We start from the raw sequence: 17668 nt of genomic DNA on the forward strand, positions 1-17668 counted from the left end.
TTCGCCGGCCTGCACCAGACTCTGGCGGCCCGCCCGGCTCAGTCGGTCATCGGCGGCCAGGGTCGCTCGGCCTCGGCCGCGATCCAGGCCTGCACCCAGCCGGGCAGCGGCGGCGAGGCCGTCTCCTGCCCCATCGCCGCCATCAGCCGCGCCGTCGGCACGATGCCGTTCCGGTCGGTCACCGCCGCGCGGTAGAGCGCATGATTGGCACAATTGCCGTGCCGCCACATGCCCTGCTCGATATAAAGGAATTTGTCATCCCAGCCGACGCAGCGGCTCCGGATCTCGAAGCTGTCGAACATCTTCACCCGGCGGCGGTAGCGCACCGAGACGCCGGCCATGGTCAGCGCCCAGCGCTCGCGCCTGAGCACGCCGATCAGCCCGACCCGCTGCGCCAGCGGCAGCCGCCCCAGATCCAGCAGGGTCAGCGTGCGCCCGTTGTTCAGCTCCATCCACATGTCGAGATCCCAGGGCCAGCAGACATGGCGCGAGACATGGATGCCGGTCAGCGGCAGCGGCTCGGCCTTGCGGTGCAGGTAGAGTTCCTTGAACAGGCGGAAGAAGGGATACATCGGCGGGTTCCGTCGCGCTTGGGGCCACCCTGCCTCGCCCGGGACGGACCCGCGGTCAAGGGACTCGCTGCGGAAAGCGTGACGGAAAGCCCGTTGCGCGCCGGCGCCTGTCCGCCTACCTCTGGGGCAACCGCCCCAGGAAAGGCCTGCCCATGCTGTCTCTGTTCCAGATCCTCCTGCTGATCCTCGACATCGTCTGGTTCATCATCATCATCCAGATCATCATGTCCTGGCTGATCAGCTTCAACGTTCTCAACGTCTACCAGCCGCTGGTGCGCCAGATCTGGTCGGGCCTGAACCGGCTGCTCGAGCCGCTCTATTCGCCGGTGCGCCGCATCCTGCCCGATACCGGCGGGCTCGATCTCGCGCCGCTGATCGTGCTGATCGCAATCTATGCGCTCCGGATCATCATCGCCAACAACATGATGGTCTTCGCCTGACCTGCTGACGGCTCCCCCGGGCTGACGGCGTCCCGCGCTCCGGCGGCGGGGCCAGGGCGTTGGGACCGGGGGTTGTTCCCGCGCAGCCGCTGTGGGATGGTCCGTGCCGCCGAGCCGCCCTTCAGGAAGGCCATGGAGCCCATGGACCGTACCCACGCCCTTTTGCAGTCGATCTTCGGCTTCGACGCGTTCCGTCCCGGTCAGCAGGACATCGTCGAGGCCGTGGCCTCGGGCCGCAACACCCTTGCCATCATGCCCACCGGCGGCGGCAAGTCGCTGTGCTTCCAGCTGCCCGCCTTGCTGCGCGACGGCGTGACCGTGGTGATCTCTCCGCTGATCGCGCTGATGCGCGACCAGGTGCGCGGGCTGACCGAGGCGGGCGTGCCCGCAGGCGCGCTGACCTCGGGCAATACCGACGAGGAAACCCGCGCGGTGTTCGAGGCGCTCGAGGCCGGGCGGCTGAAGCTTCTCTACATGGCGCCCGAACGGCTGGCCTCGGGCGGCACCGCGGCCATGCTGCGCCGGATCGGCGTCGGGCTGATCGCGGTCGACGAGGCCCATTGCGTCAGCCAGTGGGGCCATGATTTCCGCCCCGACTACCTGCGCATCGGCGAGCTGCGCCGGGCGCTGAACGTGCCGCTGGCGGCCTTTACCGCCACCGCCGATGCCGAGACCCGGGCCGAGATCGTCACCCGGCTGTTCGACGGCGAGGCGCCCGAGACCTTCCTGAGGGGGTTCGACCGCCCGAATATCCGGCTCGCCTTCAGTCCGAAGGACCAGCCCCGCCGCCAGATCCTGGCCTATGCCGCCGCCCGCAAGGGCCAGTCGGGCATCGTCTATTGCGGCACCCGCGCCAAGACCGAAAGCCTCGCCAGGGCCCTCGAACAGGCCGGCCACAGCGCCTGTGCCTATCACGGCGGGATGGAGGCCCAGGACCGCCGCGCGGTCGAGGCCCGGTTCCAGACCGAGGACGGGCTGATCGTGGTCGCGACCGTCGCCTTCGGCATGGGCATCGACAAGCCCGATATCCGCTGGGTCGCCCATGCCGACCTGCCGAAATCCATCGAGGCCTATTACCAGGAGATCGGCCGCGCGGGCCGCGACGGGGCGCCGGCCGAGACGCTGACCCTTTACGGCCCCGAGGATATTCGCCTGCGCCGCAGCCAGATCGACGAAAGCGCTGCCCCGCCCGAACGCCGGGCCGCCGATCATGCAAGGCTGAACGCGCTTCTGGGGCTGGCCGAGGCGATGGACTGCCGGCGCCAGACGCTTTTGGGCTATTTCGGCGAAGAGGCCGCGCCCTGCGGGTATTGCGATCTCTGCGACAACCCGCCCGAGCGGTTCGACGCCACCGAGGCGGTGCGCAAGGCACTGTCCGCGATGCTGCGCACGGGCGAGTATTTCGGCACCGGCCATCTGGTCGACATTCTCACCGGGGCAGACACCGCCAAGATCCGCGAGCGCGGCCATGACAAGCTGCCGACCTTCGGCGTCGGGCGCGAATTCGACAAGCGCGGCTGGCAGGCGGTGTTCCGTCAGATGATGGGCCGCGATCTGGTCCGCCCCGATCCCGAGCGCCACGGCGCGCTTCGGATGATGGAGGCCGCGCGCCCGATCCTGAAGGGCGAGGCGACGATCGAGCTGCGCCGCGACACCATCGCCGCGGCCGCCGCCGCGCGGCCCGCCGTCAAGATGCTGGTCAGCGAAGAGGATGCGCCGCTCCTGTCGGCGCTGAAGGCCAAGCGCCGGGCACTGGCCGAGGCCGCGGGCGTGCCCGCCTATATCATCTTCACCGACCGCACCCTGATCGAGATGGCCGAGACCCGGCCCGAGACCCTTGACGCCATGGCGCGGATCTCGGGCGTCGGCGCCACCAAGCTCGAACGCCATGGCGCCGAGTTCCTGGCGGTCATCACCGGCACCGAGGCCGAGCTGCCCCATCCCGCTCGGCGCAAGCTGGCGGGGGGCGGGGCCGGCGATCTTTACGACCGGCTGATGGAAACCCAGTCGCGGCTGGCACGGGGCGAGGATGGCTGCGAAAAGCCGCTGAGCTGCACCGCCTCGCAGGTCGCCAAGCTGGCCGAGATCCGGCCCTCGGACATGGGCACGCTGACCCGGCTTCTGGGCGAGCGCCGGGCCGACCGCTTCGGCGCGGCCTTCCTCGACGTGCTGGCCGAGGGCTGAGGCGCCTGCCCGGGCCTTTACCCCGGCCGCAGGGCTGCTATCACTCGCCCGAACCTGCAGGAGGTATCCGATGCTTGTGGTGATTTCGCCCGCCAAACGGCTTGACGAAAAACCCGGCCCCGAGCTGGCCGGGACGACACGGCCCGAATTTCAGGCCGAGGCCACCCATCTGGCCGGGGTCGCGGCGCAGCTTTCGCCCGATGAACTGAAACGGCTGATGCATATCAGCGACAGTCTCGCCAGCCTCAATGCCGCCCGCTTCGCGGGGTTTCAGGCCGACCCCGCCCCCGAGGCGGTGAAACCGGCCGTCCATCTTTTCGACGGCGACACCTATGCCGGGCTCGATGCCGCCTCTCTCGATGCCGATGCGCTGCGCTTTGCCCAAAGCCATCTGCGCATCCTGTCGGGGCTTTACGGGCTCTTGCGCCCGCTCGATACGATCCAGCCACACCGGCTGGAAATGGGCAGCCGGCTGGCGACCGAGAAGGGCGCCTGCCTTTACGATTTCTGGGGCGACCGCGTCGCCGAGGCGCTGAACCGGGCGGCAGAGGCGGCAGGCACGGATGTTCTGGTCAACTGCGCCAGCAAGGAATATTTCACCGCCGCCGACCGGGCCGCGCTGAAACCGAAGGTCGTGACCCCGGTCTTCTTCGAGGAACGGCCCTCGGGCCCGAAGATCGTGAGCTTCTACGCCAAGAAGGCACGTGGCGCGATGGCGCGTTTCATCGTCGAACGCGGCCTGACCGACCCCGAGGCGCTGAAGGAGTTCGACACGGGCGGCTACCGGTTCCGACCCGAGGTCTCGGACGACAGCACCCTGGTCTTCCTGCGCGACGGCGACGCGGACTGAACGCCGGGCACGCTCAACCCGCGGCCTGCCCCCGGATCGGCAGGCAACCCTCGGGGCGGTAGGCCTCGAGCGTCTCGACGATCTCGGACTTGCGCAGCGGCTTGGTCAGGCAACCGTTCAGCCCGGCCTCGAGGATGGCATCGACATCGCCGATCAGCGCATGCGCGGTCAGCGCCACCACCGGCACCGGGGCGGCGTCCGATCCGGCCTCGAGCGCGCGGATCCGGCGGGTCGCCTCCTTGCCGTCGCAGCCGGGCATCGAGATATCCATCAGGATCAGGTCCGGCCGGGCTTCGGCGAAGGCCGCCACAGCTTCGTGGCCGTCCTTCACGAAGCGGATGTCGAGCGCGAGCCCGTCCAGCATCTTTTCAAGGACCAGCCGGTTGGTGCGGTTATCCTCTGCCGCCAGAACCCGCATCGGGGTCGCGCCATGGGCAACCGGCGCCGCGAGCGGGGCCGGCGGGATCGGCAGGCGGACCGGTTTCCCGGCCGCAGGCGGCGCGAGTTGTGCCACCGCCTCGTAGAGCGCCCGGCGCAGAAGCGGCTTTTGCAGCACGAGATCGACCCCGCAGGCGACCGGATCGTCGCTCGCCCGCATCCGGGTCGGGTTCGAGGACAGCATCAGGATCGGGCCGCCATAGCCGCGATCGCGCAGGGCCCGGGCCAGGGACATGCCGTCCATGCCGGGCATGCGGTGATCAGTGAGCACGAGATCGAAGCGCCCTGTCTCCTGCAGCGCCAGCTCGCCGCAGACATGGCTGACGACCTCCAGCCCGAGCTGGCCAAGCTGACGTTCGAGAATGGTCCGGTTGACTTCCTGATCGTCGACGACCAGCACCCGCCGGGCGCAGGTCGCGGGCGCGGCCGGAAGCTCGTCGGCCCCCTCGCAGACCGGCAGCGTCAGACGGATGCCGAAACAGGCGCCCGTGCCCTTGCCCGACACCAGCCAGATCTCGCCCCCCATCATCCCGATCAGCCGCTGGGTGATGGCCAGCCCCAGCCCCGTCCCCTCGAACTGGCGATTCTCCTGGTCGTCGACCTGGTTGAACTCGCCGAAGATATGCTCCTGCAGCTCGGGCGCGATGCCGATCCCGGTATCCTCGACGATCAGATGGACCTGGTAGCTGCCCGGCGCATCCTCGAAACCGACGACCCGCACCAGCACATGGCCCGCTTCGGTGAACTTGACCGCATTGCCGACGAGATTGGTCAGGACCTGACGCACCCGCGCCCCGTCGCCGACGAAGCGGGTCGGCAGGAAGATGTCGTAATCGATCAGCATGTCGAGCCGCTTGTCCCTCGCCGGCGCCTGCAACAGCGTGGCCACCTCATGGATGATCCGCTCCAGATCGAAGGGGGCGGGATGCAGCGTGAGCTTGTCGGCCTCGATCTTCGAATAGTCGAGCACATCGTTGAGAAGCCCCAGCAGCGCCTCGCCCGATTCGCGGATGGTATGGGCGTAAAGCCGCTGGTCCTCCGACATCTCGGTCTCGCACAGAAGCTCGGCCATGCCGACGACCCCGTTCATCGGCGTGCGCAGCTCGTGGCTCATATTGGCCAGGAAGGCCGACTTGGCGCGGTTCGCGGCCTCGGCGGCGACACGGGCATGTTCGAGCGCCTCCTGCTGACGCTTCTGTTCCGAGATGTCGACCCGGAGCCCGACGATACCGCCATCGGGCGTGCGCTGTTCCAGGATGCGCAGCCAGCGCCCGTCGGCAAGGCGCTGCTCGACCGGCGCCTTGGCCTCCCGGTGCTTGGCCAGGCGTTCGGCCAGCCACTCTTCCTCGCGGCCCACCGCATCGGTGTACTGACCATGCGCCAGCCCGTGGCGCAGGATGTCCTCGAACCGCGCGCCCGGCACCATTGCCGGGGCGCTTTCGGCATAGAACTCGCGGTAGCGGTCGTTGCACATCACCAGACGATCCTCGGCATCATAGAGCACGAAGGCATCGGGGATCGCCTCGACCGCGGCCCACATCCGCATCATGTCGGTGATGTTGATCGCAAGGCAGACCATGTCGCCCGAGGGCGTGCGGCGGTCGGTCAGCTTGAGATATTCGCCGGTCCAGAGCCGGACCACGCGCGGCGGCACCGGATCGAGATGCCAGCGCGACAACAGGCTTTCGACATAGTCCTGCGGCCGTTCATCGCCGATGTCGAAAAGCCCCTCCGCGACCGCCAGCCGGATGATCTCGTCATAGCGGATACCGGGACTGACCGCCTCGAGCCCCTCGAACAGACCGAAGAAGGCACTGTTGCCGATCACCAGCCGATCGTCGGGCCCGAACAGCGAAAAGCCGTCCTTGACGGTTTCGAGCGAATCCCAGAGCCGTTGCCTGGCGACGGTGAAATCCTTCGAGACCTCGGCCAGCTCATTCATCACCTCATGCGTGCGCCCGCGCAACTCGTCGGCGGCCTGGCGGGTCTGGGCGACCTCTTCGGTCAGCGCATCGGCGCGCAGCGCGAGCCTGCGGTTCGCGTCGAACAGCTCGCGGCTTTTCTGTTCCAGCAGACGCTCTGCCGCCAGACGGGCGCGCCGCTCCCTGGCCAGCTTGTCGTGAAGATCCATGCCGGACCTCCTGGTCCCGTTTCTCAGGTATTGGCCGCGCCGGCATGAACAGCCGATTAACGCGGATGGGAATCCTTGCAAATTACGCGCGCGACGTGTCAGCATCCGGACGATTTCAGACTGATCGGGAGGCCGCGATGGCCCGTTCTGCTGCCCTTCTGGCGCTTGCCCTCAGCGCATTTGCGAGCCTCGCGACCGGCGCCGCGGCGCAATCCTCGGCCCGGTCCTCCGACAATCCGCTGCCTGACCGGCGCGCGGTGCTCTGGCGCGACATGGATTTTCCGGGCAGCGATCTCAGGACACTGCTCGACACCGATCTGCCCGCCTGCCTTCGGGCCTGCCTGAGCGATGCGCGCTGCGCGGCCTTCACCTTCAATGCCCGCTCGGATGCCTGCTTTCCCAAGGCCCGGACCGGTCAGCCCACCCCCTATGCGGGCGCGGTCTCGGCGCGGATCGTGGCGACCGACCCGGCGACCCTCGCTGCCGCCCCGGCCCGTGCCGCCGAGTTGAGCTTCTTGCAGAGCGGCGATCTGGCCGAGGCCCGCCGTCAGGCCGAAAAACTGCCGCAGGACCATCCCGTCGACGACGCCACGCTGGACGAGCTGCGCCGCGCGGCAGCTTCTGCCCGTGCCGCGAACCGCCCGGGCGAGGCGCGCCGGCTGCTGGGCGCCGCGGTCGCGCTGCGCGACGATGCCGCCGCCTGGACGGATTATGCCGCCGCCACGGCCGCGCTCTCGCCCGACGACCGCTCCGCCCGGCGCCGGGTCCGCCAGGACGCCCTTTCGGCATCGGTCAACGCCTATCTGCGCGGCAGCGTCCCGGCGCTCCGCGCGCGGGCTCTGGACGTGATGGCCGGCGCGCTCGAGGATCTGGGGCGCGGCCGCGACATGATCCCGGCGCTGCGGCTGGCCGAGGCGCTCGCGCCGCGGGACGAGCGGCAGGCCCGCCTCGACGAGGCCATCGGCAAATACGGCTTCCGGATCACCGATACCGTGGTCGAAAGCGATGCCGCCCGGCCCCGGATCTGCGCCGAGTTCTCCGAGGATCTGGTCAAGGCCCGGATCGACTACGCCCCCTTCGTGCAACTGCCCGACCCGGGACTGGCCGTCACCGCCGAGGACCGCCGGCTTTGCGTCGAGGGGGTGAAGCATGGCGAACGCTACCGGCTGACCTTCCGCGCCGGTCTGCACGCCGCAAGCGGCGAGACGCTGGCAAAGCCCGTGACGCTGACCCAGTATGTCCGCGACCGCAGCCCTTCGGTCCGGTTCCCGGGCCGCGCCTATGTCCTGCCGAAGACGGGCGGCGCCGCTCTGCCCGTCGTCACCGTCAATTCCGGCAGTCTCGATCTGACGCTTTACCGGATGTCGGATCGCAACCTGCTGCGCGCCGTTCAGGACGGCTATTTCGGCCAGGCGATCTCGCCCTGGCAGGAAGACACCGTCTCGACCGATCTGGCCGAAAAGGTCTGGTCGGGCCGCGCCGAGGTCGGAAGCGATCTGAACCGCGACGTGACCACCCGGCTGCCGCTCGATGCCGCGCTGGCGGGCCAGCCCGCCGGGGTCTACGCGCTGAGCGCCGCGATCCCGGGCGAGGATCCCTATGAGATGCCCGCCGCGACCCAGTGGTTCGTTCTGTCCGATCTGGGTCTTGCCAGCATGAGCGGCACCGACGGGCTGCATGTCTTCGTGCGCAGCCTCGGCAGTGCCGAGCCGAAGGCCGGGGTCGAGGTCTCGCTGCTGTCCCGCGCCAACGAGGTGCTGGGCAAGGCCACCACCGACGCCAAAGGCTATGCGCGATTCGAACCGGGGCTCACGCGCGGACGCGCGGGCGCCGCACCCGCCATGCTGACCGCCGGGGACGGTGACGCCGATATCGCCTTCCTGTCGCTGACCGATCCCGAATTCGACCTCTCGGACCGGGGCGTCGAGGGCCGCGAGCCCGCGCCGCCCATCGATGTCTTCCTGACCACCGATCGCGGCGCTTACCGCACCGGCGAGACCGTTCATGCGACCGCACTGGCCCGCGACGACCGCGCCGAGGCCATCGCCGATCTGCCGCTGACCGCGATCCTGACGCGCCCCGACGGGCTGGAACATGCCCGCCAGCTGTCGCAGGGCGGTATCGCGGGGGGCCATATCTTCGATCTGGACATCGCCGGGACCGCACCGCGCGGCACCTGGAAACTCGATCTCTATGCCGATCCCGAGGCGCCCGCGCTGGCCTCGTCCAAGATCTTGGTCGAGGATTTCCTGCCCGAACGGATCGATTTCGAGCTCGGCCTGCCCGAGGCGCCCATCGACCCGGCCGCCCCGCCGATGCTGTCGGTCGAGGCGCGCTATCTGTTCGGGGCACCCGGCGCCGATCTGCCCATCGAGGGCGAGGTGCAACTGGCCGCCGTCTCCGCTCTGCCCGCCTATCCGGGCTTCGTCTTCGGCCGCTACGACGCCTCGGTCGCGCCAGCGATGGCCGCGATCGATGACACCGGCCGTACCGATGCGGCGGGCCAGGCCCGGATCGGGCTGTCCCTGCCGACCCTCAGGACCGAGGGCAAACCGGTCGAGGCCCGGATCACCCTGCGCCTGTCCGAAGGCTCGGGCCGCCCGGTCGAGCGCAGCCTCACCCGCCCCGTCGCGCCATCCGGCCCGATGGTCGGGATCAGGCCGCGCTTCGAGGGCGACCTGCCCGAGGGCGCCGAGGCCGGGTTCGATCTGATCGCGCTCGGCGCCGACGGCCGTCCCGAGAACACGCCGCTCCACTGGGCGCTGAACCGGGTCGAGACCCGCTATCAGTGGTACCGCGTCGATGGCGACTGGCGGTGGGAGCCGATCACCACCCGCGAGCGCATCTCCGAAGGCGAGACCCGGCCCGAGGACGGCCGTGCCTCGGTCGCGGTGCCGGTGCGCTGGGGGCGCTACGAGCTGGTGGCCGAGCGCCGCGAGGGCGCCTGGGCCGAGGCCGCGGTGGCCTTCGATGCCGGCTGGTACGCGCCCGCCGATGCCAGCACCACGCCCGACATGCTGGAGCTGTCCCTGGACAAGCCCGCCTATCGCCCCGGCGAGACCGCGACGCTGAGGATCGTGCCGCGCCAGCCGGGCAAGGGGCTGGTGACGGTGATGTCGAACCGGCTGATCGACATGGTGCCGGTCGAGCTGACCGAGGGCGAGAACGTCGTCCGCCTGCCCGTGACCGACGACTGGGGGTCGGGGGCCTATGTCGCCACGACCCTGATCCGGCCGATGGACCTGCCTGCGGGCCATAACCCGACCCGGGCGCTGGGGCTGGCCCATGCCGCAGTCGACCCCGGCCCGCACCGGCTGGCGGCCGCCTTCGAGGTCCCGGCCAAGGCCGAACCGCGCCAGCCGCTCGACATCGCGCTGAAGGTCGACGGCATCGCCCCGGGCGAAACCGCCCATGCCACCATCGCGGCCGTCGATCTGGGCATCCTGAACGTCACGGCCTTTGCCAGCCCCGACCCGGACGGCCATTATTTCGGGCAGAGAAAGCTCGGGATGGGGCTGCGCGACGTCTATGGGCGGCTCATCGACGGGCTGAACGGCGCCATGGGCACGGTGCGCTCGGGCGGCGACGGCACGGCCGGGATGCGCCGTCAGGCGCCGCCCCCGACCGAGGAACTGGTCGCGCTGTTCTCGGGGCCGGTGACGGTGGACGAAGACGGTGTCGCCCATGCCCGCCTCGACATCCCCGCCTTCAACGGCACGCTCCGGCTGATGGCGGTCGCCTGGTCGCCGACCGGGGTCGGCCAGGCCGAGGCCGATATCCTGATCCGCGATCCGGTGGTGGTGACGGCCAGCCTGCCGCGCTTCCTCGCGCCCGGCGACGAAAGCCGCCTGCTGCTGGAGCTGGTCCATGCCGAGGGCCCGGCCGGCCGCATGCCGCTGAGTGTCACCGGAGAGGGAGTCACCCTCGATCCGGCCGCGATCCCCGAGGCGGTCGAACTGGCCGAGGGCGGCAAGACCGCGCTCTCGATCCCGATCACGGCGGGCACGCCGGGGGTACAGCATGTAAAGGTCGCGCTGAGCACGCCCGATGGCAAGGTGCTGAACCGGACCCTGACCCTGCCGGTCGAGGTCACCGATCCCGAGAGCGTGCGGAAATCGCGCTTCACCCTTGCCGACGGGCAGAGCTTCACCGCCGATGACGCGCTTTTCGCCGGCATGCTGCCCGGCACCGGGCGCGCGACTCTGGCGCTTGGCCCGATCGCGCGGCTCGATGCGGCGGGGCTGCTGGCCGGCCTCGACCGCTATCCCTATGGCTGCACCGAGCAGGTGACGTCAAAGGCGCTGCCGCTGCTTTACCTCGACCAGCTGGCCGAGGTGCTGGGACTTGGCAGCGGCGAGCCTCTGGCCGACCGGCTGGACAAGGCCGTGACCGAGGTGCTGGCGAACCAGTCGCCCTCGGGCGGGTTCGGGCTCTGGGCCCCGGGTGCGGGCGATTTCTGGCTCGACGCCTATGTCACCGATTTCCTGTCGCGCGCCCGCGCGCAGGGCGTGACGGTGCCCGACCGGGCCTTCGGAATGGCGCTCGACAACCTGCAGAACCGGGTCAATTACGCGCCCGATTTCGACGATGGCGGCGAGGATATCGCCTATGCGCTGATGGTGCTGGCGCGCGAGGGCAAGGCCGCGATGGCGGACCTGCGCTACTATGCCGACACCAGGGCCGAGGCCTTCGCGACGCCGCTGGCCGCCGGACAGCTTGGCGCGGCGCTGGCCGCCTATGGCGACCCGACGCGGGCCGATCTGATGTTCGCCCGCGCCGCCCGGATGATGGCCGGGCGGATCGGCCGGGACGAGCCCCCGGTCTGGCGCGCCGATTACGGCACCGATCTGCGCGACGCGGCGGGGCTTCTGACGCTGGCCCTCGCGGCGGGCAGTAGCGCCGTCGACCGCGATGCGCTGACCGGCTATCTGGCAGCGACCGACCGGCCGCTCTCGACCCAGGAAGCGAGCTGGATGCTGCTGGCCACCCATGAACTGATCGACCGTCCCGGCGCCGAGGGCTTCACCCTGAACGGCGCGCCCCTGACGGGGCCTCTGGTTCGGCCGCTGAGGCAGGGCGACGGCCCGGTGGTGCTGGGCAATGAAAGCGGCCGCCCCGAGACGCTGACCGTCACCAGCTTCGGCGTGCCCGAGGTGCCCGAGCCCGCGGGCGGCAACGGCTATGCCATCTCGCGGCAGCACTATACGCTGGAGGGCGATCCGGTCACGCTCGATGCCGTGGCGCAGGGCACCCGGATCGTGACGGTGCTGGAGGTCACGCCCTTCTCCTCCGACCGGGCGAGGCTGATGATCGCCGACCCGATCCCGGCGGGCTTCGAGATCGACAATCCGAACCTGCTTCGGGCGGGCGACATCCGGGCACTCGACTGGCTTGGCACCACCGCCGAGGTGCGCCACAGCGAGGCACGGCAGGACCGCTTCCTTGCCGCGCTCGACTGGGGGTCGACCGACGCGGTCCGGCTGGCCTATATCCTGCGCGCGACCGCGCCCGGCAGCTATCGCGCCCCTGCGGCCAGCGTCGAGGACATGTATCGCCCCGACCGCCGCGCCTGGAGTGATGCGGGTCGTGCCAGCGTCACGCCATGAGGGCACTCCTGCCCGCGCTGGCGGCGGTGCTGTTTCTCGGCGCCGCCGCACGCGATGCAACCGACGCCTGGATCGACGCGACCGTACTGCCGCCGCTGACCGCCGAGACCTCGGTCGAGGTGCTAGACCGGAAAGGCAGGCTTCTGCGCGCCTATACGGTCGAGGATGGGCGCTGGCGGCTCGCGGCCAGTCCCGACCAAGTCGACCCGCTCTATGTCAGGATGCTCGTCGCCTATGAGGACCGCCGGTTCCGCTCCCATCCCGGCATCGACGCGCTGGCACTCGCGCGTGCGGCGGGCCAGGCGCTGACCCATGGCCGGATCGTCTCGGGCGGCTCGACCCTGTCGATGCAGACCGCGCGGCTTCTGGAAGACAGCGGCACCGGGCGCTGGGCGGGCAAGTTCCGGCAGATGCGGGTGGCGCTGGCGCTGGAGCGACGGATCGGCAAGGACGGCATCCTCGCGCTTTACCTCGCCCACGCCCCCTTCGGCGGCAATCTCGAAGGCATCGCAGCGGGCAGCCTCGCCTGGTTCGGCAAGCCGCCCGCACGCCTGAGCCCCGCCGAGGCGGCGCTTCTGGTCGCGCTGCCGCAATCGCCCGAGACCCGCCGCCCCGACCGCGCGGCCGACGCCGCCCGGAGCGCCCGCGACCGGGTGCTTTCGCGGATGGCAGAAGCGGGCGTTCTGAACGCCGAGACCGCCGCCCGCGCCGCCCGAAGCCCGGTTCCTGTAACCCGCCGCCCCTTCCCAGAGCTTGCGCCCCATCTGGCCGACCGCGCCCGCGCCGCCGAGCCGGGGGCGCGCCTCCATCGCCTGACCCTCGATGCGGGCCTGCAGGCGCGGCTGGAAACGCTTGTCCGCGACACCGTCCGCCCGATGGGTGCCCGGCTCTCGGCGGCCCTGATCGTCGCCGATCACCGCAGCGGCGAGATCCTGGCCGAGATCGGCAGCCCCGATTACACCGACACCGCCCGCGACGGCTTCGTCGACATGGCGCTGGCGCCGCGCTCGCCCGGATCGACCCTGAAACCGCTGGTTTACGGCCTGGCCTTTGCCGAGGGGCTGGCCCATCCCGAAACCCTGATCGAGGACCGCCCGACCGCCTTCGGCAGCTACCGCCCGTCGAATTTCGACGGCCGCTACCGCGGCACCGTGCCGGTCCGTGCGGCACTTCAGGCCTCGCTCAACATTCCCGCCGTGGCCCTGACCGAGGCACTCGGCCCGGCCCGGTTGCTGGCCCGGCTGAAACGCGCCGGCGCAAGGCCCGCCCTGCCCGACGGCGCACACGGGCTCGCCATCGCGCTGGGCGGGCTCGGCCTCACGCTCGAAGATCTCGCCCGGCTCTATGCCGCGCTGGCCGAGGGCGGGCGCCCGGTGCCTCTGCACTGGCGCATGGGGGCTGTGCCCGCAACAGATGGCCCGCCGGTCCTGACCCCCGAAGCCGCCTGGCAGGTCGGCGACATCCTGCGCGGGGTGCCCGCCCCCGCCAGCGCCCCCCAGGGCCGGATCGCCTTCAAGACCGGCACCTCCTACGGCCACCGCGATGCCTGGGCGGTGGGCTTCGACGGGCGCCATGTGGTGGCGGTCTGGATCGGCCGCCCCGACGGCACCCCGGTGCCGGGCGCCTTCGGCGCCGACCGGGCGGCACCGCTCCTGTTCGACGCCTTCGCCCGGCTCGGGCCGCCTAAGGCGCTGCCGCCGCCCCCGCCCGGCACGCTGATCGCTGCAAACAGCGCCCTGCCCGCACCGCTCCGCCACTTCGCCCGGCCGGGCGAGACGCCCGGCGCCGACATGCTGCGCCTAGCCTTCCCGCCCGACGGCGCCGATCTCGCGCTCGACGGCGCGCCCCTGACGGTCAAGATCGAGGGCGGCACGCCTCCCTTCACCCTGCTGGCCGATGGCCGCCCCCTCGCCACCGGCCTCAGACACCGAACCGCCGCCCTGCCTGCGCCCGGCCCGGGCTTCGTCATCCTCTCGGCCATCGACGCCGCCGGGCACGCCGTCCGCGCGCGCCTGCACCTGACCGACTGACAATCCCGGTCTTCTTCTTGGCGAAAATACCCGAAACGGCGCGCCCGGCAGGGGCGCGCCCCAGTGAGAGACTGGCCCCGAAAGGGGCCTCCGCCGGATCAGATCCGTTCCAGCGCCAGCGCGATCCCCTGACCGCCACCGATGCACATGGTCACCAGCGCCAGGCGCCCACCGCTCCGGTCCAGCTCGTACAGCGCCTTCACCGTCAGGATCGCGCCGGTCGCCCCGACCGGATGGCCCAGCGCGATGGCTCCGCCATTGGGGTTCACCTTCGCCGGGTCGAGCCCCAGCATCCGGCTGACCGCCAGCGCCTGCGCGGCAAAAGCCTCGTTGCTTTCGATCACGTCGAAATCCCCGACCTTCAGCCCGGTCCGCGCGCAAAGCGCCTCGACCGCGGGCACCGGCCCGATCCCCATCACCTCGGGCGCCACCCCGGCATGGGCATAGCCGACGATCCGGGCCAGCGGCACCAGATCGGCCGCCCCGGCCGCCTCCTCGCGGGCCAGAACCACGGCAGCCGCGCCATCATTGATGCCGCTGGCATTTCCCGCCGTGACCGTGCCGTCCTTGCGGAAGGCGGGACGGAGCCCCGCCAGACCGTCGAGGCTCGTGGCCTTGGGATGCTCGTCGACCCGGAAGGCCACGGTCTCGCGCCGCTGCTGCACCTCGATGGGCACGATCTGATCATCGAACCGCCCCTCGGCGATGGCCCAGGCGGCGCGCTCCTGGCTCTGCATAGCGAAGGCGTCCTGATCTGCCCGCGACACGCCATGGGCCTCGGCCACATTCTCGGCGGTCACGCCCATATGGCCCGACCCGAACGGACAGCTCAGCGCGCCCAGCATCATGTCACCGGCCGCGCTGTCGCCCATCTTCCGGCCCCAGCGCGCATCCGTCAGGATATGCGGCGAGCGGCTCATGCATTCGGCCCCGCCCGCCAGCCCGAAATCGGCCTCGTTCAGCATCAGCGCCTGCATCACCGAGACGATGGCCTGCGCCCCCGACCCGCAGAGCCGGTTGACATTCATCGCGGGCACCGTGTCGGGCACGCCGGCCTCCAGCGCCGCGACCCGGCCAAGATACATGTCGCGCGGCTCGGTATTGATGACATGGCCGAAGACCACGTGCCCGACCCGGTCGGCCGGAAGCCTGGCCCGCGCCAGCGCGGCCTTCGCCACCGTCGCGCCAAGCGCGATCGGCGGCACGCCCGCAAGGCTGCCCCCGAATGTGCCGATCGCGGTCCGTGCCGCTCCAAGGATCACTATTCCGCTCATCTTCAAGCTCCTCCCACATGATCCGCCGACGGGCCGCCTCCCCGGCCACCCGCCCGGCTTCCCGGCGCTCCACAAGCGTCAGCCTGACCGTGGCGGGGCTGTAAATCCAGTCTGAAAAAACCGGTTGCAGAGCCCTGTAGAGTAGCAGAGGTTACCCCCCGAACAGCGGATAAGAACAAGAACCGGTGTGGGAGACTGCGATGAGGAGAGGGGCCGTCCGCGGCGACCTGCGGGTCGCATCGGAATCATCGCGCTTTCGTGCCTCCGGATCCGCCGACGCGCCGCCCCGGGCCTGCCCGGCAACGCGCCGCCTCTGGAGGATGCGTGATGGCCTATGACAGCAAGCCGCTTCCCTATTCCGCTCCGCCCGGCCTGAGCGGGCCGGAGCCGCATCACCGTGTCGTCGTGGTGGGCGCGGGACCGGTCGGGCTGGCGATGGCGCTGGATCTTGCGCGGCTCGGCATCGCCTCGGTGGTGCTCGAGGACAAATCCTCGCTCGCGGTCGGCTCGCGCGCCATTGTCTGGTCGCAGCGCAGCCTGCAATTCTTCGCGCGGCTCGGCATCTTCGAGAAGATCATGGCGCGGGCCGTGCCCTGGAGCATCGGGCGAATCAGCCATGGTGACGAAGAGATCTTCAGCTTCGACATGGCCGAAACCGGCGCCGAACGCTTCCCGCCCTTCGCCAATCTGCAGCAATACCATGTCGAGGACATCCTGATCGAGCGCGCCCTGGCCGAGCCCTTGATCGATCTGCGCTTCCGCAACCGGCTGACCGGCGTCGATCAGACCGGGGACGGGGTCGAGCTGACGGTCAGAACGCCGGACGGCTCCTACCGGCTGAGCGTCGGTTATCTGCTGGCCTGCGACGGCGCCCGCTCGCTGACCCGCGCGCTGCTGGATCTGGATTTCGAGGGCAGCGCCTCGCACGAAGAGCGCTTTCTGGTCGCCGATATCGAGATGGAGGCCGATTTCCCGGCCGAGCGCTGGTTCTGGTTCGACCCCTCCTTCCATTCCGGCCAGTCGGCGATGCTGATGCCGCAGGCCGACAATATCTACCGCATCGACCTGCAGCTCGGCCGCGATGCAAATGCCGCCGAAGAGGTCCGGCCGGAACGGGTGATCCCGCGGATCCAGGCCGTGGTCGGCCCCGATTTCGACCTCGAATGGGTGTCGGTCTACACCTTCCAGAGCCGCAGGCTGGCCGAGTTCGTGCATGGCCGGGTGATCTTCCTCGGCGATGCCGCGCATCTGGTGCCGCCCTTCTCGGCCCGGGGCGCCAATGGCGGGCTTCGGGATGTCGAGAATCTGGGCTGGAAGCTGGCCGCCGTGCTGGAGGGCCGCGCCGATGAGCGGCTTCTGGAGAGCTACAACCGCGAGCGGGTACAGGCCGCCGACGAAAACCTGCGCGATTCCATCCGGGCGGCCGATTTCATCTCGCCCGCTCCCGGGATCGAACGCCTGTTCCGGGACCAGGTGCTGGCGCTGGCGCGCGAGACCGCCTTCGCCCGCGAATGGGTCAATGCCGGGCGGCTGGCCCTGCCCTGCATCTATCGGACCGGCGCGCCCGACGACCCGCTGCTGCCCGTCGGGGCCCGGCCCGGTGCGGCCGCCCCCGAGGCGCGGATCGGCACCGGCTGGCTGCTGGACGAGCCCGGGACCGGAGCGATGGTGCTGGCGATCAACTGCGCCGCACCCGAGGGCCTGCCAGTTCCGGCTCTGGTGCTCCGGGCCGACCCCACGCTCCGGGCGCGCTATCTGGGCGATGCCGAGCGGGCGATCTACCTGATCCGGCCCGACCGGGTGGTGGCCGCGCGCTGGGTGACGGCCGGGCCCCGCGAGATCACGGCCGCGCTGCGGGCGATGTGGGAGGGACGGGAATGAAGCTGACCACCGATCCGAACCTGCCCGATCCCGACGGGTTCTATGCCGAATTGCTGGCCGCCCATCGCGGGCTGTCGGAAACCCAAAGCCAGGCGCTGAACGCGCGGCTGATCCTGATCCTCGCCAACCATGTCGGCGACCGCGAGACCCTGACCGAGGCACTGGAACTGGCCCGCGGCAGCTGAACCCTTGCGCAGGCGGCAGGGCCCCGCCCGGTTTCCCGGACGAGGCCCCGTCGCGGAGAGCTTTGGTCCCGGCTCCG

The 17668-nt window shown here is 70.5% G+C and carries 10 protein-coding genes; 7 read left to right on the forward strand and 3 right to left on the reverse strand.

From position 1 onward, the window contains the following. Positions 1–38 precede the first annotated feature (38 nt). On the reverse strand, positions 39–572 hold the full coding sequence (locus tag B5V46_RS17390; RefSeq protein ID WP_080617760.1) for an acyl-CoA thioesterase: 534 nt from the start codon (positions 570–572) through the stop codon (positions 39–41). Positions 573–724: 152 nt separating this feature from the next. Here B5V46_RS17390 and B5V46_RS17395 point away from each other — a divergent pair, with 152 nt between their 5' ends. From B5V46_RS17395 to yaaA, 3 genes are all read left to right on the forward strand, one after another. Next, positions 725–1012 (forward strand): YggT family protein, encoded by a 288-nt coding sequence (locus B5V46_RS17395; protein ID WP_080617761.1) that lies wholly within the window; start codon positions 725–727, stop codon positions 1010–1012. A gap of 141 nt (positions 1013–1153) precedes the next feature. After that, the gene (gene recQ, locus B5V46_RS17400) at positions 1154–3196 is read left to right on the forward strand and encodes a DNA helicase RecQ (protein ID WP_080618099.1); all 2043 of its coding nucleotides are present in this window, start codon (positions 1154–1156) and stop codon (positions 3194–3196) included. 70 nt (positions 3197–3266) lie between these two features. After that, positions 3267–4046: a peroxide stress protein YaaA gene (gene yaaA, locus B5V46_RS17405; RefSeq protein WP_080617762.1), complete on the forward strand. Its 780-nt coding sequence runs from the start codon at positions 3267–3269 to the stop codon at positions 4044–4046. A gap of 13 nt (positions 4047–4059) precedes the next feature. On the opposite strand, the gene B5V46_RS17410 is transcribed toward yaaA, so the two are convergent. Continuing rightward, on the reverse strand, positions 4060–6615 hold the full coding sequence (locus B5V46_RS17410; RefSeq protein WP_080617763.1) for a response regulator: 2556 nt from the start codon (positions 6613–6615) through the stop codon (positions 4060–4062). A 137-nt stretch (positions 6616–6752) separates the two neighbouring features. Between B5V46_RS17410 and B5V46_RS17415 the strand changes: the two genes are divergently transcribed. Both B5V46_RS17415 and pbpC read left to right on the forward strand, forming a co-directional pair. Then, entirely contained in the window at positions 6753–12221 is a 5469-nt protein-coding gene (locus B5V46_RS17415; RefSeq protein ID WP_080617764.1) for an alpha-2-macroglobulin family protein, read from the forward strand. After that, a complete protein-coding gene (gene pbpC, locus B5V46_RS17420; protein ID WP_080617765.1) occupies positions 12218–14251 on the forward strand; it encodes a penicillin-binding protein 1C in 2034 nt (677 codons plus the stop codon). The genes B5V46_RS17415 and pbpC overlap by 4 nt, the downstream gene beginning before the upstream one ends. A 98-nt stretch (positions 14252–14349) precedes the next feature. Here pbpC and bktB read toward each other — a convergent pair whose 3' ends face one another. Then, the gene (gene bktB, locus B5V46_RS17425) at positions 14350–15525 is read right to left on the reverse strand and encodes a beta-ketothiolase BktB (RefSeq protein WP_080617766.1); all 1176 of its coding nucleotides are present in this window, start codon (positions 15523–15525) and stop codon (positions 14350–14352) included. 327 nt (positions 15526–15852) lie between these two features. On the opposite strand from bktB, the gene B5V46_RS17430 reads away from it, so the two are divergent. Both B5V46_RS17430 and B5V46_RS17435 read left to right on the forward strand, forming a co-directional pair. After that, the gene (locus B5V46_RS17430; RefSeq protein WP_080617767.1) at positions 15853–17406 is read left to right on the forward strand and encodes an FAD-dependent monooxygenase; all 1554 of its coding nucleotides are present in this window, start codon (positions 15853–15855) and stop codon (positions 17404–17406) included. Further along, positions 17403–17591 carry a DUF2783 domain-containing protein gene (locus B5V46_RS17435; RefSeq protein WP_080617768.1) on the forward strand — a complete coding sequence of 63 codons (189 nt, stop codon included), beginning with the start codon at positions 17403–17405 and terminating at the stop codon, positions 17589–17591. The genes B5V46_RS17430 and B5V46_RS17435 overlap by 4 nt, the downstream gene beginning before the upstream one ends. Positions 17592–17668: the final 77 nt, after the last annotated feature.

It is taken from the genome of Rhodovulum sp. MB263 (assembly GCF_002073975.1).
GTDB lineage: Bacteria > Pseudomonadota > Alphaproteobacteria > Rhodobacterales > Rhodobacteraceae > Rhodovulum.